Annotated in this window: 16 protein-coding genes; 12 read left to right on the forward strand and 4 right to left on the reverse strand. The window is 49.8% G+C overall.

Going from position 1 to position 16,611, the window contains the following annotated elements; translation table 11 throughout:
* Positions 1-221: 221 nt before the first annotated feature.
* The 4 genes from ICA20_RS08850 to ICA20_RS08865 are packed head-to-tail and all read left to right on the forward strand — an operon-like array spanning position 222 to position 3,976.
* Positions 222-1,139, forward strand: coding sequence for an ABC transporter substrate-binding protein (locus ICA20_RS08850; protein WP_038641947.1), 918 nt, complete (start codon positions 222-224; stop codon positions 1,137-1,139).
* 15 nt (positions 1,140-1,154) lie between these two features.
* Positions 1,155-2,321, forward strand: a complete 1,167-nt coding sequence (locus tag ICA20_RS08855) for an ABC transporter permease (RefSeq protein WP_038641946.1) — start codon at positions 1,155-1,157, stop codon at positions 2,319-2,321.
* Positions 2,314-3,261: an ABC transporter ATP-binding protein gene (locus tag ICA20_RS08860; RefSeq protein ID WP_038641944.1), complete on the forward strand. Its 948-nt coding sequence runs from the start codon at positions 2,314-2,316 to the stop codon at positions 3,259-3,261. Before ICA20_RS08855 ends, ICA20_RS08860 begins: the two co-directional genes overlap by 8 nt.
* Complete coding sequence (locus ICA20_RS08865; protein WP_038641942.1) at positions 3,245-3,976, forward strand: ABC transporter permease; 732 nt, start codon at positions 3,245-3,247, stop codon at positions 3,974-3,976. Before ICA20_RS08860 ends, ICA20_RS08865 begins: the two co-directional genes overlap by 17 nt.
* Here ICA20_RS08865 and ICA20_RS08870 read toward each other — a convergent pair.
* Positions 3,957-4,064 (reverse strand): protein YohO, encoded by a 108-nt coding sequence (locus ICA20_RS08870; RefSeq protein WP_003027354.1) that lies wholly within the window; start codon positions 4,062-4,064, stop codon positions 3,957-3,959. The genes ICA20_RS08865 and ICA20_RS08870 overlap by 20 nt on opposite strands.
* Before the next feature lie 51 nt (positions 4,065-4,115).
* Positions 4,116-4,847, reverse strand: coding sequence for an HTH-type transcriptional regulator MlrA (gene mlrA / locus ICA20_RS08875; protein WP_038641940.1), 732 nt, complete (start codon positions 4,845-4,847; stop codon positions 4,116-4,118).
* A gap of 225 nt (positions 4,848-5,072) precedes the next feature.
* Here mlrA and ICA20_RS08880 point away from each other — a divergent pair, with 225 nt between their 5' ends.
* The 3 genes from ICA20_RS08880 to ICA20_RS08890 are packed head-to-tail and all read left to right on the forward strand — an operon-like array spanning position 5,073 to position 7,991.
* Entirely contained in the window at positions 5,073-6,758 is a 1,686-nt protein-coding gene (locus ICA20_RS08880; RefSeq protein ID WP_038641939.1) for a sensor histidine kinase, read from the forward strand.
* Positions 6,755-7,474, forward strand: coding sequence for a two-component system response regulator BtsR (gene btsR, locus ICA20_RS08885; protein ID WP_038641937.1), 720 nt, complete (start codon positions 6,755-6,757; stop codon positions 7,472-7,474). Before ICA20_RS08880 ends, btsR begins: the two co-directional genes overlap by 4 nt.
* Before the next feature lie 46 nt (positions 7,475-7,520).
* Positions 7,521-7,991 (forward strand): DUF1456 family protein, encoded by a 471-nt coding sequence (locus ICA20_RS08890; RefSeq protein ID WP_087856170.1) that lies wholly within the window; start codon positions 7,521-7,523, stop codon positions 7,989-7,991.
* A 44-nt stretch (positions 7,992-8,035) separates the two neighbouring features.
* On the opposite strand, the gene ICA20_RS08895 is transcribed toward ICA20_RS08890, so the two are convergent.
* The gene (locus ICA20_RS08895; RefSeq protein WP_038641935.1) at positions 8,036-8,494 is read right to left on the reverse strand and encodes a YehR family lipoprotein; all 459 of its coding nucleotides are present in this window, start codon (positions 8,492-8,494) and stop codon (positions 8,036-8,038) included.
* A gap of 205 nt (positions 8,495-8,699) precedes the next feature.
* Complete coding sequence (metG, locus tag ICA20_RS08900; protein WP_038641933.1) at positions 8,700-10,733, reverse strand: methionine--tRNA ligase; 2,034 nt, start codon at positions 10,731-10,733, stop codon at positions 8,700-8,702.
* A 164-nt stretch (positions 10,734-10,897) separates the two neighbouring features.
* Between metG and apbC the strand changes: the two genes are divergently transcribed.
* The 5 genes from apbC to ICA20_RS08925 all read left to right on the forward strand — a co-directional run bounded on the left by apbC (position 10,898) and on the right by ICA20_RS08925 (position 16,607).
* A complete protein-coding gene (gene apbC, locus ICA20_RS08905) occupies positions 10,898-12,007 on the forward strand; it encodes an iron-sulfur cluster carrier protein ApbC (protein WP_038641931.1) in 1,110 nt (369 codons plus the stop codon).
* Positions 12,008-12,272: 265 nt separating this feature from the next.
* The gene (locus tag ICA20_RS08910) at positions 12,273-12,554 is read left to right on the forward strand and encodes a DUF2574 family protein (RefSeq protein WP_038641929.1); all 282 of its coding nucleotides are present in this window, start codon (positions 12,273-12,275) and stop codon (positions 12,552-12,554) included.
* Between the two features lie 277 nt (positions 12,555-12,831).
* Positions 12,832-13,386 carry a fimbrial protein gene (locus ICA20_RS08915; protein WP_038641928.1) on the forward strand — a complete coding sequence of 185 codons (555 nt, stop codon included), beginning with the start codon at positions 12,832-12,834 and terminating at the stop codon, positions 13,384-13,386.
* Between the two features lie 47 nt (positions 13,387-13,433).
* On the forward strand, positions 13,434-14,117 hold the full coding sequence (locus ICA20_RS08920) for a fimbria/pilus periplasmic chaperone (RefSeq protein WP_038641926.1): 684 nt from the start codon (positions 13,434-13,436) through the stop codon (positions 14,115-14,117).
* A 12-nt stretch (positions 14,118-14,129) separates the two neighbouring features.
* Positions 14,130-16,607, forward strand: coding sequence for a fimbrial biogenesis outer membrane usher protein (locus tag ICA20_RS08925; RefSeq protein ID WP_038641924.1), 2,478 nt, complete (start codon positions 14,130-14,132; stop codon positions 16,605-16,607).
* Positions 16,608-16,611: the final 4 nt, after the last annotated feature.

Here is a 16,611-nt window from a genome sequence, read left to right on the forward strand (position 1 = left end):
GATGAAGAAAGCCACGCATCATGCCTGATGGCGCAATGCTTATCTGGTCTATGAAATAACGCTATCCGGCAAATTCACTTTGGGTTTGCCGGATTTTTTTATCGCCTTACTGCTAATTACTCTCAGTGTTACTACCCAATTGCCAGGTTAAGGCCTGATTTTTCGACTATGCTTTTTCCTCAAGTCTCTGAAAAGGGCCGCAAAAGGATGAGGAGCACAGCATGATAATCTCAAAGTTTGGGGTAGGGTCGTTGGCATTGTTAGCCGCGATAAGTATGCCCTTGCAGGCCGCGTCACCCGTTACGGTTGGGTCAAAAATTGATACCGAAGGGGCGCTGCTCGGTAACATTATTTTGCAAGTGCTCGAAAGCCATGGTGTGAAAACCGTCAATAAAGTGCAACTGGGGACTACGCCTGTGGTGCGTGGCGCGATTACATCCGGCGAGCTGGATATCTACCCGGAATATACCGGCAATGGCGCCTTCTTCTTTAAAGATGAGAATGATCCGGCGTGGAAAAATGCGCAGGCTGGTTTCGACAAAGTGAAAAAGCTGGACGCAGAGAAAAATAAACTGGTCTGGCTAACGCCTGCGCCCGCCAACAATACCTGGACCATTGCGGTCCGCCAGGATGTCGCCGAAAAGAATAAACTGGTTTCGCTTGCAGATTTAGGGCGCTACCTGAAAGAGGGGGGCACCTTCAAACTGGCCGCCTCTGCGGAGTTTATCGAACGTGCGGACGCGCTGCCCGCGTTTGAAAAAGCCTATGATTTTAAACTGAATCAGAATCAGCTTTTATCACTGGCCGGGGGGGATACCGCCGTGACGATTAAAGCCGCAGCGCAGCAAACCTCCGGCGTCAATGCCGCGATGGCCTACGGTACCGATGGTCCGGTCGCCGCGTTGGGGCTGCAAACGTTAAGCGATCCGCAAGGCGTTCAGCCGATTTATGCGCCTGCGCCAGTGGTACGTGAGTCGGTACTCAAGGACTATCCGCAAATGGAAGAATGGCTGCAGCCTGTTTTTGCCAGTCTGGATGAAAAAACGCTCCAGCAGCTTAACGCCAGCATTGCCGTAGAGGGGCTGGATGCAAAAAAAGTTGCAGCAGATTATCTGAAGCAAAAAGGATGGGTTAAGTAACGGAATTTACGGCGGGTGGGTGTTTTGTCCAATATCTCGGTTAATCGGGTGTTGCTGCTGCTGGTTCTTCTTACCTTCGCAGCAGCTGCGCTTCCTTTCATTAGCTATGCTCCCAATCGCCTGGTTTCCGGCGAAGGTCGTCAACTCTGGGATATCAGGCCCGACATGGCGTGGGGACTGGCGGTGGCCTGTCTGCTACTGTTTCTTCTGTGCTTTGTGTCGGGCAAATCCGGCAATATATTGACGCTTGTTATCAGCCAGCTGTTGGTGATTGCGGCGCTGGTAACCGCAGGTACAACGGCAACGTATCTGGCGCAGACGGGCAGTACGTTGGCCAGAACCAGTCTTGGCTCCGGGTTCTGGCTGGGGCTCGGATTCATGTTGCTGGCTGCCAGTGACGCCATTCGGCGCATCACCTGTCAGATGTTGTGGCGATGGGTGCTGCATGCGCAACTTTTTGTTATGCCGATAGTGTTATTACTGTCCGGTACGTTTAACGATCTTTCCCTGCTTAAAGAGTATGCCAACCGCCAGGATGTCTTTAACGACGCACTGGCGCAGCATCTGACTATTCTGTTTGGCACCGTGATGCCCGCGCTATTCCTTGGCGTGCCGCTGGGAGTTTGGTGCTCTTTTTCTGACTCGCGTCAGGGACCCGTTTTCGCCGTACTGAACATTATCCAGACCATTCCCTCGGTGGCCTTGTTTGGCCTGTTGATTGCGCCGCTCGCTGGGCTGGTTAAGCATTTTCCCTGGTTAAGCTCACTCGGCGTTGCGGGAACCGGCCTGACACCCGCGCTTATTGCGTTGGTACTGTACGCGCTTTTACCGTTGGTACGTGGCGTGGTGGCTGGACTGAATCAGGTTCCACAGGATGTACTGGAAAGCGCCCGGGCGATGGGGATGAGCGCGCGTCAACGGTTTATCTCGGTGCAGTTGCCGCTGGCGCTGCCGGTCTTCTTGCGCAGTTTGCGGGTGGTGATGATCCAGACAGTAGGGATGGCGGTGATTGCCGCGCTGATCGGTGCTGGGGGCTTTGGCGCGCTGGTCTTTCAGGGATTGCTCAGTAGCGCCGTTGATTTAGTGCTGCTGGGTGTGATCCCGGTAGTTGTGCTGGCAGTGCTGATTGATGCGCTGTTTGATTTAGGGCTAGCGCTGCTGAAGGGAACGAATAATGATTGAATTTAGTCATGTCAGTAAAACCTACGGTCAGCAAAAAGCCGTCGACGACCTTAATCTGCATTTGGCGGAGGGGAGCTTTTCGGTGCTAATTGGCACGTCGGGTTCCGGGAAATCCACCACACTGAAGATGATCAATCGACTGGTCGAGCATGACAGCGGGCAGATTCTTTTTGCGGGCGAGGAGATTCGCAGTCTGCCGGTACTGGAATTAAGGCGGCGTATGGGGTACGCGATCCAGTCTATCGGCTTGTTCCCGCACTGGACCGTCGCGCAGAACATCGCCACCGTGCCGCAATTACAAAAGTGGTCGCGCTCGCGTATTGATGATCGCACAGATGAACTTATGGCGCTGTTGGGGCTGGAGGCGAGTTTGCGTCACCGTTATCCGCATCAGCTTTCCGGTGGGCAACAGCAGCGGGTCGGGGTTGCACGCGCGCTGGCGGCAGATCCGCAGGTGCTATTGATGGATGAGCCTTTTGGCGCGCTGGATCCCGTCACCCGCGGTGCGCTGCAGCAGGAGATGACCCGTATTCATCGTCTGCTGGGGCGAACCATTGTATTGGTGACGCATGATATCGACGAGGCGCTGAGGCTGGCGGAACATCTGGTCCTGATGGACGCGGGTAAGGTCGTGCAGCAAGGGACGCCGTTGTCGATGCTGACGGCGCCAGCGAACGATTTCGTACAAACGTTCTTTGGCCGCAGCGAACTGGGCGTACGGTTACTGTCGCTGCGTACAGTAGGTGATTTTATCCGTCGCGGCGAACATTCAGCCGGTGAGCCGCTGGTGGCTGAAATGACGCTGCGTGATGCACTGTCGATGTTTGTGGCGCGGGGGTGCGATGTACTGCCGGTTGTGACGCCGCAGGGCGTGTCCTGCGGTACGCTTCACTTTCGCGATCTGCTTTCGGAGATGCCGCCCCGTGAAACGTCTTACTGATCCATTGCTGTGGCTGGTTGTCCTGTTCCTGATCCTGTTGGTCGGGTTGCCGCACAGTCAGACCCTGTTTAGTTCGTTGTTTCCAGAGTTGCCGCGTCCCGTGTATCAGCAGGAAAGTTTTACGGCTCTGGCGCTGAGTCATTTTGCGCTGGTGGGAATATCGAGTCTTATCGCCGTACTTATCGGCACCGGCGCCGGGATTGCGGTAACCCGGCCCTGGGGGGCAGAGTTCAGGCCGATGGTGGAAACTATCGCCGCCGTGGGGCAGACTTTTCCCCCGGTCGCGGTGCTGGCGATTGCCGTGCCGGTGATGGGATTTGGTCTTGAGCCGGCGGTTATCGCGCTGATCCTGTATGGCGTGTTACCGATCCTACAGGCAACCCTGGCGGGGCTGGGAGGCATCTCTGCCAGCGTGATGGATATCGCCAGCGGGATGGGGATGAGTCGCTGGCAGCGTCTGCGTAAAGTGGAGTTGCCGCTGGCGGCGCCGGTTATTCTGGCGGGGATCCGCACGTCGGTGATCATTAATATCGGCACCGCAACGATAGCCTCAACCGTCGGGGCGAATACGCTGGGCACGCCGATAATTATCGGACTTAGCGGATTCAATACCGCCTATGTGATTCAGGGGGCGTTGCTGGTCGCGTTGGCGGCAGTAATTGTCGATCGCGGATTTGAGCGATTAGCGAGCTACCTTACCCGGCACGTAAAATGAAGGTGTAGCCTGCCAGCATGACGCCGCCGATACCGCCGATAGCCATCAGCAGGAAGAGGGTTATTACACCGATTTTAGCTGCGCTCATTGTGCACTCCTTATGTGAATCTAAGGATTGTACACGGTTGTTAATAGAATATTAAATACCGAGTGGATAAATATCGTGACCCAACGCGCGCCATTCACTCAGCTGCTGTTGCTGAGCGGGTGTCTGGTTCTCGCCGCACCAGACAAGTAAGGTTCGACCTTCGAACATTTCCGGTCGTAGTTGGTTCAGTGAGTGGGCCAGAACGTCAACGCGCCATCCCTGCTGACTGGCAACCCAACCCTCCAGCCACAAGCGGGTGGTATCGTGAATGTTCCAGCCGACAACCAGCGCATCTTTACCCTGTTTCTTACGCGCTGAGGCCAGACAAATCGCGATATAGTTGATGAGGACGCCGTCGAGGATCCCGAGTAACGCCTGGAGGATCGGCTGCTGACACTGCAGACGGCGGCGTAACGGTGTGAACAAATGGGTATTGAGCGTTTGCGCGGGATAATCCTGGCCGCGCTCTTTGATCCACATTCTCAGACTATGCAAATTATTGTTTTGCAAATAGCTTAGTAGCGTCTCTTGCTGTTCACGCCAGCCGTTATGCACATCAATGTTCTCATTGCTGAGCAACATTTTCACCTTACTGACCTGAACGCCGTTGTTTATCCAGCGTTTTATCTCTCGGATCCGGTCAATATCCGCGTCGTTAAACAGGCGATGACCCCCGTCTGTCCTCTGCGGTTTGAGTAATCCGTAACGCCTCTGCCACGCGCGTAAAGTGACAGGGTTGATATCACAAAGCAAAGCCACTTCACCGATTGTGTAAAGCGCCATCGTCGTCTCACTCTTGCTCGCGAGGTCCCAGTTTTACTTTAGACGCTCTTTTACGAACCAGGTAGTTTTGTCTGTTTTTTGATCAATCAAGGGGTGGGTTTGTCGTCCTACTCGCGCTTTCGAGTGATCGTTCTCACAAATTCCTGTTTTTTTGCAACACTTCAAAGAAAGTTACGCGTAGCCCATGTATGTTACGCGCTTTTAAGTGATGTGTGGTTGGCGCGTATGTACGAGTTTAATCTGGTGTTGCTGCTGCTTCAGCAGATGTGCGTGTTTCTCGTTATCGCGTGGCTAATGAGTAAAACGCGTTTGTTTATCCCGCTGATGCAGGTCACTATCCGTCTCCCGCACAAACTGCTTTGCTATGTCACCTTTTCCATTTTTTGCATTTTGGGTACCTATTTCGGGCTGCACATTGATGACTCTATTGCTAACACGCGTGCTATCGGCGCGGTGATGGGCGGGCTGCTTGGCGGTCCCGTAGTCGGTGGTTTAGTCGGTCTGACCGGTGGCTTACACCGTTATTCAATGGGCGGTATGACGGCGCTAAGCTGCATGATTTCGACCATTGTGGAAGGTTTACTCGGCGGGCTGGTGCACAGCGTGCTCACTCGTCGCGGCCGTACCGATAAAGTCTTCAGCCCGTTGACGGCGGGCGCGATTACCTTTGTGGCCGAACTGGTGCAGATGCTGATTATCTTATTAATTGCTCGTCCATTTGATGATGCGTTTCGGTTGGTCAGCAATATTGCCGCCCCGATGATGGTCACCAATACCGTGGGCGCAGCCCTGTTTATGCGTATATTGCTCGATAAACGGGCGATGTTTGAAAAATACACCTCCGCTTTTTCCGCTACTGCGCTCAAAGTTGCCGCCTCTACGGAAGGTATTTTGCGTCAGGGGTTCAACGAGGTTAACAGCATGAAGGTGGCTCAGGTGCTGTACGAAGAGCTGGATATCGGCGCGGTGGCGATTACCGATCGTGAGAAACTGCTGGCATTTACCGGCATTGGTGACGATCACCACCTGCCTGGTAAACCGATTTCGTCGTCGTACACTCTACGGGCAATAGAAACCGGAGAGGTGGTGTATGCCGACGGGAATGAAGTCCCTTACCGTTGTTCTTTGCATCCGCAATGCAAATTAGGCTCGACGCTGGTGATTCCGCTGCGGGGTGAAAACCAGCGGGTGATGGGGACTATCAAACTGTATGAGGCTAAAAACCGCCTCTTTAGCTCGATCAACCGCACGTTGGGGGAGGGGATCGCTCAGCTACTTTCGGCGCAAATACTGGCCGGACAGTACGAGCGGCAAAAAGCAATGCTTACGCAGTCAGAAATAAAACTCCTGCATGCCCAGGTGAATCCTCATTTTCTGTTCAATGCGCTCAATACCATCAAAGCCGTGATCCGCCGCGATAGCGAGCAGGCCAGTCAACTGGTGCAGTACCTGTCGACCTTCTTTCGCAAAAACTTAAAACGCCCGTCGGAGATTGTCACACTGGCCGATGAAATTGAACACGTGAACGCCTATTTGCAAATTGAAAAGGCACGATTCCAGTCACGGCTACAGGTGACTTTAACGGTGCCTGATGAACTTTCGCATCAGCAATTACCGGCTTTTACCCTGCAGCCCATCGTGGAGAATGCCATTAAGCACGGTACCTCTCAGCTACTGGATACCGGAGAGGTGTCGATTACCGCCCGTCGCGAAGGGCAGTATCTGATGCTGGATATTGAAGATAATGCCGGGCTGTATCAGCCAACGTCTGAGGCCAGCGGGTTGGGTATGAATCTGGTCGATAAGCGACTGCGCGAGCGGTTTGGCGATGATTTTGGCATCAGCGTAGCGTGTGAACCTGACCGCTTTACCCGAATTACTTTACGACTTCCTCTGGAGGAACAGGCATGATCAAAGTGCTGATTGTCGATGACGAACCGTTAGCGCGGGAGAATCTGCGGATCCTGTTGCAGGAGCAAAGCGACATCGAGATTATCGGGGAGTGTTCGAATGCGGTGGAAGCCATCGGCGCGGTACATAAACTGCACCCGGATGTCCTGTTTCTTGATATTCAGATGCCGCGTATCAGCGGCCTGGAAATGGTCGGGATGCTTGATCCCGAACATCGTCCGTACATTGTTTTCCTGACCGCGTTTGATGAGTATGCGGTCAAAGCCTTTGAAGAACACGCGTTTGATTATCTGCTCAAGCCGATTGAAGAAGCGCGGTTGGAAAAAACGCTGAGCCGTTTACGTCAGGAACGCACGAAGCAGGATGTATCGCTACTGCCCGAGCATCAGCAGCCGCTGAAGTTTATTCCGTGCAGCGGTCATAGCCGTATTTATTTGCTGCAAATGGATGATGTGGCGTTTATCAGCAGCCGTATGAGCGGCGTGTATGTCACCAGTAGCGATGGCAAAGAGGGGTTCACAGAGTTAACGCTCAGAACGCTGGAAAGCCGTACGCCACTCCTGCGCTGCCACCGGCAATATCTGGTGAACCTGGCGCAATTGCAGGAAATCCGACTGGAAGATAACGGCCAGGCCGAGCTGATTTTGCGTAACGGGCTGACCGTTCCGGTGAGTCGTCGTTATCTTAAAAGTCTAAAAGAGGCGATTGGACTGTAAAACTGATACACTGCGCGCCATTGCATCACCGACTATTGAAGGCTCTATGCTAAGTAACGATATTCTTCGTAGCCTGCGCTACACCCTGAAAGCGAACAATAACGACATGGTGCGTATTCTTGCGCTTGCTGACATGGAATCCACCTCCGCGGGTTTTGATACCTGGATGACAAAAGAAGATGAAGACGGGTTTGTGCGTTGCCCGGATATCATTCTTTCCGGTTTTTTAAACGGTCTGATTTATCATCTGCGTGGGAAAGATGAATCCGCGCCGGAGCTGGCGCTTGAGCGTCGTGTTAATAACAATACGGTGCTGAAAAAGCTGCGTATCGCCTTTTCGCTGAAAACCGATGATATTCTGGCCATTATGACCGAGCAGAAATTTCGCGTGTCGATGCCGGAAATTACCGCCATGATGCGCGCGCCGGATCATAAAAACTATCGCGAATGCGGCGATCAGTTCCTGCGTTATTTCCTGCGCGGTTTGACCGCACGCGTACATAGCACGAAAGCATAACGAGAAAAACGGGCGACCACGATTAAAATCGGGTCGCCGACGGTTTACTTCACTTCTTTAAAACCCGCCGATTCCATTACCGTTTGCATTTGCTTCATGCTGATGTTTTTATCGGTATTCTCAGACAGCTTCATCCCGGAAATTGCCTGCAATGCTTTTACATCGACTTTTTCCATATCGATAGTGACGTTTTCCTGCGCATAGGTGTCTGAATAGGTGAGCTTTTCTTCTATGCCAGGGATGTTTTGATATTTAGCGCTTAAGGCGTCAAATACTTTTGCTGCTTCTTCTTTATTGCTGGCGCCGACCGACGCATAGCTGATTTTACTTTCAGAGATTTGTTTCAGAACCTTATCGCCCTTATAGGTGTAAGAGACGGTAATATCCGAGCCGTTTAGGTTGGCATTAAATGTTTTTGTCTCTTCTTTATCACCACACCCCGTCAGGGAAAAAATGACAACCGACGCTACGGCAAGAGAAACTAATTTTTGAAACGCTGTCATGTAAAACTCCATTTCATGAATATCGGATGCAAAATAATAGAGCCTATGAATTTGATGGGCCCGTACGACCTTAATAGCAAAGCAGTATAGAATAAATCTAATCGCAATAGCTGAGCAGTCCGAAAATGGAGTGAAGTGACGCGTTTGAGATTAGGGGAATAGCTACTGCAAAAAAAAGCGCTGCCATTGCAGCGCTTGGTAGGTCTTACTTCACCTGTTGGCCTGGTTTTGCGCCTTCGTCCGGACTTAACAGGAAGATATCTTTCCCGCCAGGACCCGCCGCCATCACCATACCTTCGGAAATACCGAAGCGCATTTTACGCGGTGCCAGGTTGGCTACCATAATGGTCTGACGTCCAATCAGGACCTGCGGATCCGGATAAGCAGAACGAATACCGGAGAAGACGTTACGCTTTTCGCCACCGAGATCCAGCGTCAGACGCAGCAGCTTGTCAGAACCGTCTACAAACTCAGCGTTTTCAATCAACGCTACGCGCAGGTCAACTTTGGCGAAATCGTCAAAGGTGATGGTTTCCTGAATCGGATCGTCCGCCAGCGGGCCGGTAACCGGCGCGGCTGCGGCTTTCACCTCTTCTTTAGACGCCTCAACCAGCGCTTCAACTTGTTTCATGTCGATGCGATTGTAGAGCGCTTTAAAGGTGTTGACCTTGTGACCGAGCAGCGGCTGCTCGATAGCATCCCAGCTGAGTTCGCTGTTCAGGAAAGCTTCAACACGCTCAGCCAGCGTCGGCAGTACCGGTTTCAGGTAAGTCATCAGCACGCGGAACAGGTTGATGCCCATTGAGCAAATTGCCTGCAGGTCCGCGTCGCGGCCTTCCTGTTTAGCCACAACCCACGGAGCCTGTTCGTCAACGTAGCGGTTTGCCACATCGGCCAGCGCCATGATTTCACGGATAGCTTTACCGAATTCACGGCTTTCCCACGCTTCGCCGATGACCGCAGCGGCATCGGTAAAGGTTTTATACAGTGCCGGATCGGCCAGTTCTGCCGCCAGCACGCCGTCAAAACGCTTGGCGATAAAACCAGCGTTACGGGAGGCCAGGTTAACCACCTTGTTGACGATATCGGCGTTAACGCGCTGGACAAAGTCTTCCAGGTTCAGGTCGATGTCATCAATACGTGAAGAGAGCTTCGCGGTGTAGTAGTAGCGCAGGCTGTCGGCGTCAAAGTGCTTCAGCCAGGTGCTGGCCTTAATAAAGGTGCCGCGAGATTTAGACATCTTCGCGCCGTTCACCGTCACATAACCGTGTACGAACAGGTTGGTCGGCTTACGGAAGTTGCTGCCTTCCAGCATGGCAGGCCAGAACAGGCTGTGGAAGTAGACGATATCTTTACCGATGAAGTGATATAGCTCGGCGGTAGAGTCTTTCTTCCAGTATTCGTCAAAGCTAGTGGTGTCGCCGCGTTTATCGCACAGGTTTTTGAACGATCCCATATAGCCAATCGGCGCATCCAGCCAGACGTAGAAGTACTTGCCAGGCGCATTCGGGATTTCAAAACCGAAGTACGGTGAGTCGCGGGAAATATCCCACTGCTGCAGGCCGGCTTCAAACCATTCCTGCATTTTGTTGGCGACCTGCTCTTGCAACGCGCCGCTGCGCGTCCATGCCTGCAGCATTTCGCTGAATGACGGCAGGTCAAAGAAGAAGTGTTCTGAGTCACGCATCACCGGCGTTGCGCCGGAAACGACGGATTTTGGCTCGATAAGTTCGGTCGGGCTATAGGTTGCGCCACAGACTTCACAGTTATCGCCGTATTGATCCGCAGACTTACATTTCGGGCAGGTGCCTTTAACGAAACGGTCCGGCAGGAACATGCCTTTTTCCGGATCGTAAAGCTGGGAGATAGTGCGGTTTTTAATAAAACCGTTCTCCTTCAGGCGCGTGTAAATCAGCTCAGACAGCTCGCGGTTCTCTTCGCTATGCGTAGAGTGGTAGTTGTCATAGCTGATGTCAAAACCCGCAAAATCAGTCTGATGCTCCTGACTCATTTCACCGATCATCTGCTCTGGCGTGATCCCAAGCTGCTGTGCTTTCAGCATGATTGGCGTACCGTGGGCGTCGTCCGCGCAGATGAAGTTTACCTGGTGGCCGCGCATTCGCTGGTAACGGACCCAGACATCAGCCTGGATGTGCTCCAGCATATGGCCGAGGTGGATAGAGCCGTTGGCGTACGGCAGCGCGCACGTTACCAGAATTTTCTTCGCGACTTGAGTCATAGTGGGCAATTACTTCTTTTGTAGTGAAAAGGGCTTTGATAGTACCAAAATGGTAATTACTGCGCCAAGCGATAAGGGCATTTATCCGTAAATGAATAATTGTTGCGGTTGGAGTAAACTACCTGGTGACTATTGTATTTTCAGAACAACAAAAAGGAGTCGGGATGAACGCACAATCCCAGGCCAAATCACCAGAAACCCTGCGCGCGATGGTCGCCGGGACGCTGGCGAATTTTCAGCATTCAACCCTGAAGCATAATCTGACGACGCTTAAAGCGTTGCACCACGTCGCCTGGATGGATGACACGTTGCACGTCGAGCTGGTCATGCCCTTCGTCTGGCATAGCGCGTTTGAAGCATTAAAAGAGCAATGCAGTGCCGATCTGTTGCGTATTACCGGCGCGAAAGCGATTGACTGGAAGTTGTCACATAACATCGCCACCCTGAAACGTGTGAAAAATCAGCCGGGTATTAATGGTGTGAAAAACATCATTGCCGTCAGTTCCGGCAAAGGCGGGGTGGGTAAATCTTCCACTGCGGTGAACCTGGCGCTGGCGCTGGCTGCGGAAGGGGCAAAGGTGGGCATTCTGGACGCCGATATTTATGGCCCGTCCATCCCGACGATGCTCGGCGCGGAAAACCAGCGTCCCACTTCACCGGACGGCACCCATATGGCGCCGATTATGTCTCACGGTCTGGCGACCAACTCCATTGGCTATCTGGTCACCGACGATAACGCTATGGTGTGGCGCGGGCCGATGGCCAGTAAAGCGCTATTGCAGATGCTGCAGGAAACCTTATGGCCAGATCTTGATTACCTGGTACTGGATATGCCGCCAGGCACCGGTGACATCCAACTGACGCTGGCGCAGAACATTCCGGTAACTGGGGCGGTTGTAGTGACCACGCCGCAGGATATTGCGCTGATCGATGCGAAAAAAGGCATTGTGATGTTCGAAAAAGTCGAAGTGCCGGTGTTGGGTATTGTTGAGAATATGAGTATGCATATTTGCAGCAACTGCGGACATCATGAGCCAATCTTTGGCACCGGCGGCGCGCAGAAACTGGCCGAGCAGTACCACACCCAACTGCTGGGACAAATGCCGCTGCATATTTCTCTGCGTGAAGACCTCGATCGCGGTACGCCGACGGTTATCAGCCGTCCAGACAGCGAATTTACCGCCATTTACCGTGACCTTGCAGGGCGCGTGGCAGCGCAGCTGTACTGGCAGGGTGAAGTTATTCCGGGCGAAATTGCCTTCCGCGCGGTGTAATTTCTGGCGTTAAATATTATTCACCGCATCAATGATATATTGATGCGGTGAATATATAGGATGAAGAAAAAATAGAGTATTGTTTACCCTGTCTTAATAAAACATGTTTTTTTCTGAATTAAATCCGATATTCATCATTTAAATTGATCATGCCTATCCTATTGATTTAGTATTTCAATTGGTTTACGCGTGGTAGCGCACCTATTATTACGCTAAATAACTACCCTGCATGTTAAATCGGGCTTAATACAGGAATGACATTTAGATGAAAAAAACTTTGTCGCTGGGAATTATAGTTCTGGCTTATGGATTAAGTCTTCCCGCGTTGGGAACAGATACCGCAACCTTAACTATTAACGGCAACGTTGTCGCGCCGACCTGCAGTACCGAAGTGGTAAATGCTCAGCTTCAACAGCGCTGCGGCAACTCAACCCACGTTTCGAGTACCGAACAAACTGTTTCAGCGGTGGTGAGGGGAGTAACAACGGAACTGGTCGCTGTTCCGGGCAGCGATAATCGTCAAATTATCCTCAACCGCTACGACTAGGATACTCTCTTTCATATAGCCCACATCACTCTCATGAATGATGTGGGCTTTTTTATTTATCTTGAAAATAAATATGAATGGTAAATTACGTTAACTTATTAATTGTGTAAATAAGATTGGTTCCTGACTATTTGTTATAATTATATTGCATTGATTAACTTGTCTTAAATCAAAAAAACATTCCGTTTACATTGCGGTAACGATTTAAGCGTGTAGATTCTAATTACAGGAATAACACCATGTAACAAATCTAAATATGTTGATTAAGGAAGATACTATGAAACGTTCAATTATTGCTGCTGTACTGGCTGGCGTATTTTTGAGTGGCGGGGCTTATGCCGCTCCTGCAGAAGAACAAGGAACTTTGACCATTACTGGTGAAGTAACAGGTACCGCTTGTCGATTCGATAATGGGAATAATGTTTCTGCAATTGAATTAGGAAATGTACCAGCCTCGGCATTTCAAGGTTACGGCGTTGGTGTTGATGTTCCATTTGGCGAAAATGAAGCGACAACACCAATGGTTTTGGTATGCGATCCAGCCAAAGACGTAATTATTAAAGTTGATGGTGCTGCTTTTGATTATAATGATGTTATCGAAAATACTTTAGACCATAATTCTGGTGGCGCTCTCGGAGTGGGTTTTAAATTATACCATAAAAATAAGTTAATTGAAAAAGACGGAAACTCAACGCTTGCTATTTCTGATCTTAAATCATTAGGCGATAATAAATATGAGCTGCTTCTTTCTGCACGATATGCAAAAACTGCAACTGACGTTTCTGAGGGTAAGGTAAACGGAACTGTAAAACTGATGGTGATACAGGAATAATGTTATGCCGGCAACCTCGGTTGCCGGCATAAAATAAGGAATGAAAAATGAAGATGCTATGTGCGGTAATCACATTATCAGTTGTTACACCAGTTCATGCAGGGATAGTGATTTATGGCACAAGAGTTATTTACCCCGCGGAAAAAAGTGAAATAACGCTGCAGTTAATGAACCAGGAACAAAATGCCTCTCTGGTTCAGGCCTGGATCGATGACGGTAATACATCATTACCGCCAGAGAAGATTCAGGTTCCCTTTTTATTAACGCCTCCAGTGGTCAGGGTGCCGGGCAATTCAGGTCAACAGCTCAAAATCAAAAAAATGCCCAATACGTTGCCGAAAAATAAAGAGAGCCTGTTTTATCTTAATGTACTGGATATTCCGCCTAATAACCCAGCAAATGCTGGCAAGAATGTTATAAAGTTTGCGATGCAGAATCGTATTAAATTATTTTACCGTCCGTCAGGTATTGCACCAGTTAATAGTGCGACTTTCAAAAAAATAGTTTTGGTACGCAATGGTAAGAGTTTTATCATAAAAAATGACAATGCTAATTGGGTTACGGTAGCTGAGATAAAAGTTGGCAGTGTGAAAATAAATGATAAATCAGTGATGGTCGCACCATTCTCTAGTGAACCCGTCATGGTTAAAAGTAGTAACGCTAACCAATATAAATTAACCATTATCAATGATTATGGCAGCTTTATAAGTGATAGCGTCAGCTTGAAATAACAGGAGCTGATTATGTTAAGGATGACCCCGCTTGCTTCTGCGATATTAATTTCGTTATGGAGTATTACTACCTATGCTGAAGAGACCTTCGATACCAATTTTATGACTGGTGGTATGAAGGGGGCGAAGGTTTCTGATTTCCGTATTGATGATAACCATCCATTGCCAGGGCAGTATGATATTGATATCTATGTCAATGCTCAATGGCGCGGTAAATATGATATTACTGTTAAAGACACTCCTGAAGAAACTTGTCTGTCCCGCGATACGATTTCGCGTTTAGGGATTAATACTGATGAGATCGATAAAACCCGGACATGTCTGACGCTTAAGCAAATAGTTCAAGGAGGAAACTATAGTTGGAATATAGGAAAATTTCAGTTAAACCTTAGCGTACCCCAGGCTTATGTAGATGAATTGGAAAATGGTTATGTTCCCCCAGAAAACTGGGACCGTGGAATTAATGCCCTTTATACTTCTTATTACCTTAGTCAGTACTACAGCGACTATAAAAATTCTGGTAATAGTAAAAGCACCTATGCTCGTTTTAACAGTGGACTGAATCTGCTGGGCTGGCAGTTACATTCAGATGCCAGCTACACCAAAGCTCAAGACAGTAGCGGTGAGTGGAAAAGTAATACTTTTTACCTGGAGCGTGGGATCTCGCAAATTCTCGGCACTTTCCGCGTTGGGGATATGTACACATCGTCTGATATTTTTGACTCGGTACGCTTTCGCGGAGTGCGATTGTATCGTGATATGCAGATGTTACCGAACTCCAGGCAAAACTTTACGCCATTGGTTCAGGGGATTGCACAGAGTAATGCGTTAGTGACTATTGAGCAGAACGGCTTTGTGGTTTACCAAAAAGAGGTGCCGCCAGGTCCGTTTTCTATCGCTGATTTACAACTGGCGGGCGGTGGTGCTGATCTTGATGTCAGTATTAAAGAGGCCGATGGGTCAGTAACGACCTATCTGGTACCGTTTTCTTCTGTCCCGAATATGTTGCAACCCGGTGTATCCAAATATGATTTTGTCGCTGGGCGCAGCCATATTGAGGGGGCGCGTAATCAAACCGATTTTACTCAGCTAAGCTATCAATATGGGTGGAGTAATCTATTAACGTTATACGGCGGTACGATGCTCGCTGATAACTACAATTCGTTTACGTTAGGGACTGGCTGGAATACCCGAATTGGCGCCATCTCCGTGGATGCGACGCGTTCACACAGTAAACAGGATAATGGCGATGTATTTGATGGGCAAAGCTATCAAATTGCTTATAACAAATATTTGACACAAACCGCCACGCGTTTTGGCCTTGCTGCCTATCGATACTCATCACGGGATTATCGGACTTTTAACGATCACGTTTGGGCCAATAATAAAGACAGCTATCATCGTGATGAAAATGATGTTTATGACATAGCTGATTATTACCAGACTGATTTTGGCCGTAAAAATAGTTTTTCTGCAAACATCAGTCAATCTTTACCGGTCGGCTGGGGGTCTGTGTCACTGAGTACACTTTGGCGCGATTATTGGGGGCGTAGCGGCAGCAGTAAAGATTACCAGTTGAGTTATTCCAATACCTGGCAACGGATCAGTTATACGTTTTCTGCCAGTCAGGCTTATGATGAAAATCATCGCGAAGATAAGCGGTTTAACTTTTTTATCTCTATTCCATTTGAATGGGGAGATGATCTTACTTCAAGAAGCAGGCGTTTATATGTATCCAATTCAACAACTTTTGATGATGATGGCTTTGCCTCAAATACGACCGGGCTTTCTGGAACGATTGGCGATCGCGACCAGTTTAACTACGGTGTAAACCTGAGTCATCAGCGGCAGGACAGCGAAACAATGGCTGGTGCCAATCTAACGTGGAATGCGCCGCTTGCTACGCTAAACGGCAGCTATAGCCAGTCAAATAAATATATGCAAGCCAGCGGCAATATTTCAGGCGGTGTATTAGCATGGTCCGGCGGAGTGAATTTGGCTAATCGTCTCTCAGATACCTTTGCTATTCTTCAGGCTCCGGGACTGGAAGGGGCCTATGTTAACGGACAACGATACCGTACCACGAACCATAATGGTGTCGTGTTATACGATACTGTTACCCCTTATCGGGAAAATAACCTGATGCTGGATATTTCAAATACGAACAGTGAAACCGAGTTGATGGGGAATCGACACAGTGCTGCGCCTTATCGGGGTGCCGTGGTGTTGGTTAAATTTGAAACCGATCAACGTAAACCATGGTTTATTCGTGCGTTACGTCCAGATGGTTCACCGCTGACGTTTGGCTATGAAGTTGAAGACAGCCATGGACAGAATATTGGTGTGGTAGGTCAGGGAAGCCAGCTTTTTATTCGTACCAACCAAGTGCCGCCCGAGATAAAAGTGGCGGTTGATAAACAACAGGGACTTTCATGCGCAATCACCTTCGATAAAACGATTGATGAAAGTAAAGTTTATATTTGCCGGTGAGTGG

This window comes from Citrobacter sp. C5_2, from assembly GCF_014596845.2.
Taxonomy (GTDB): domain Bacteria; phylum Pseudomonadota; class Gammaproteobacteria; order Enterobacterales; family Enterobacteriaceae; genus Citrobacter; species Citrobacter werkmanii.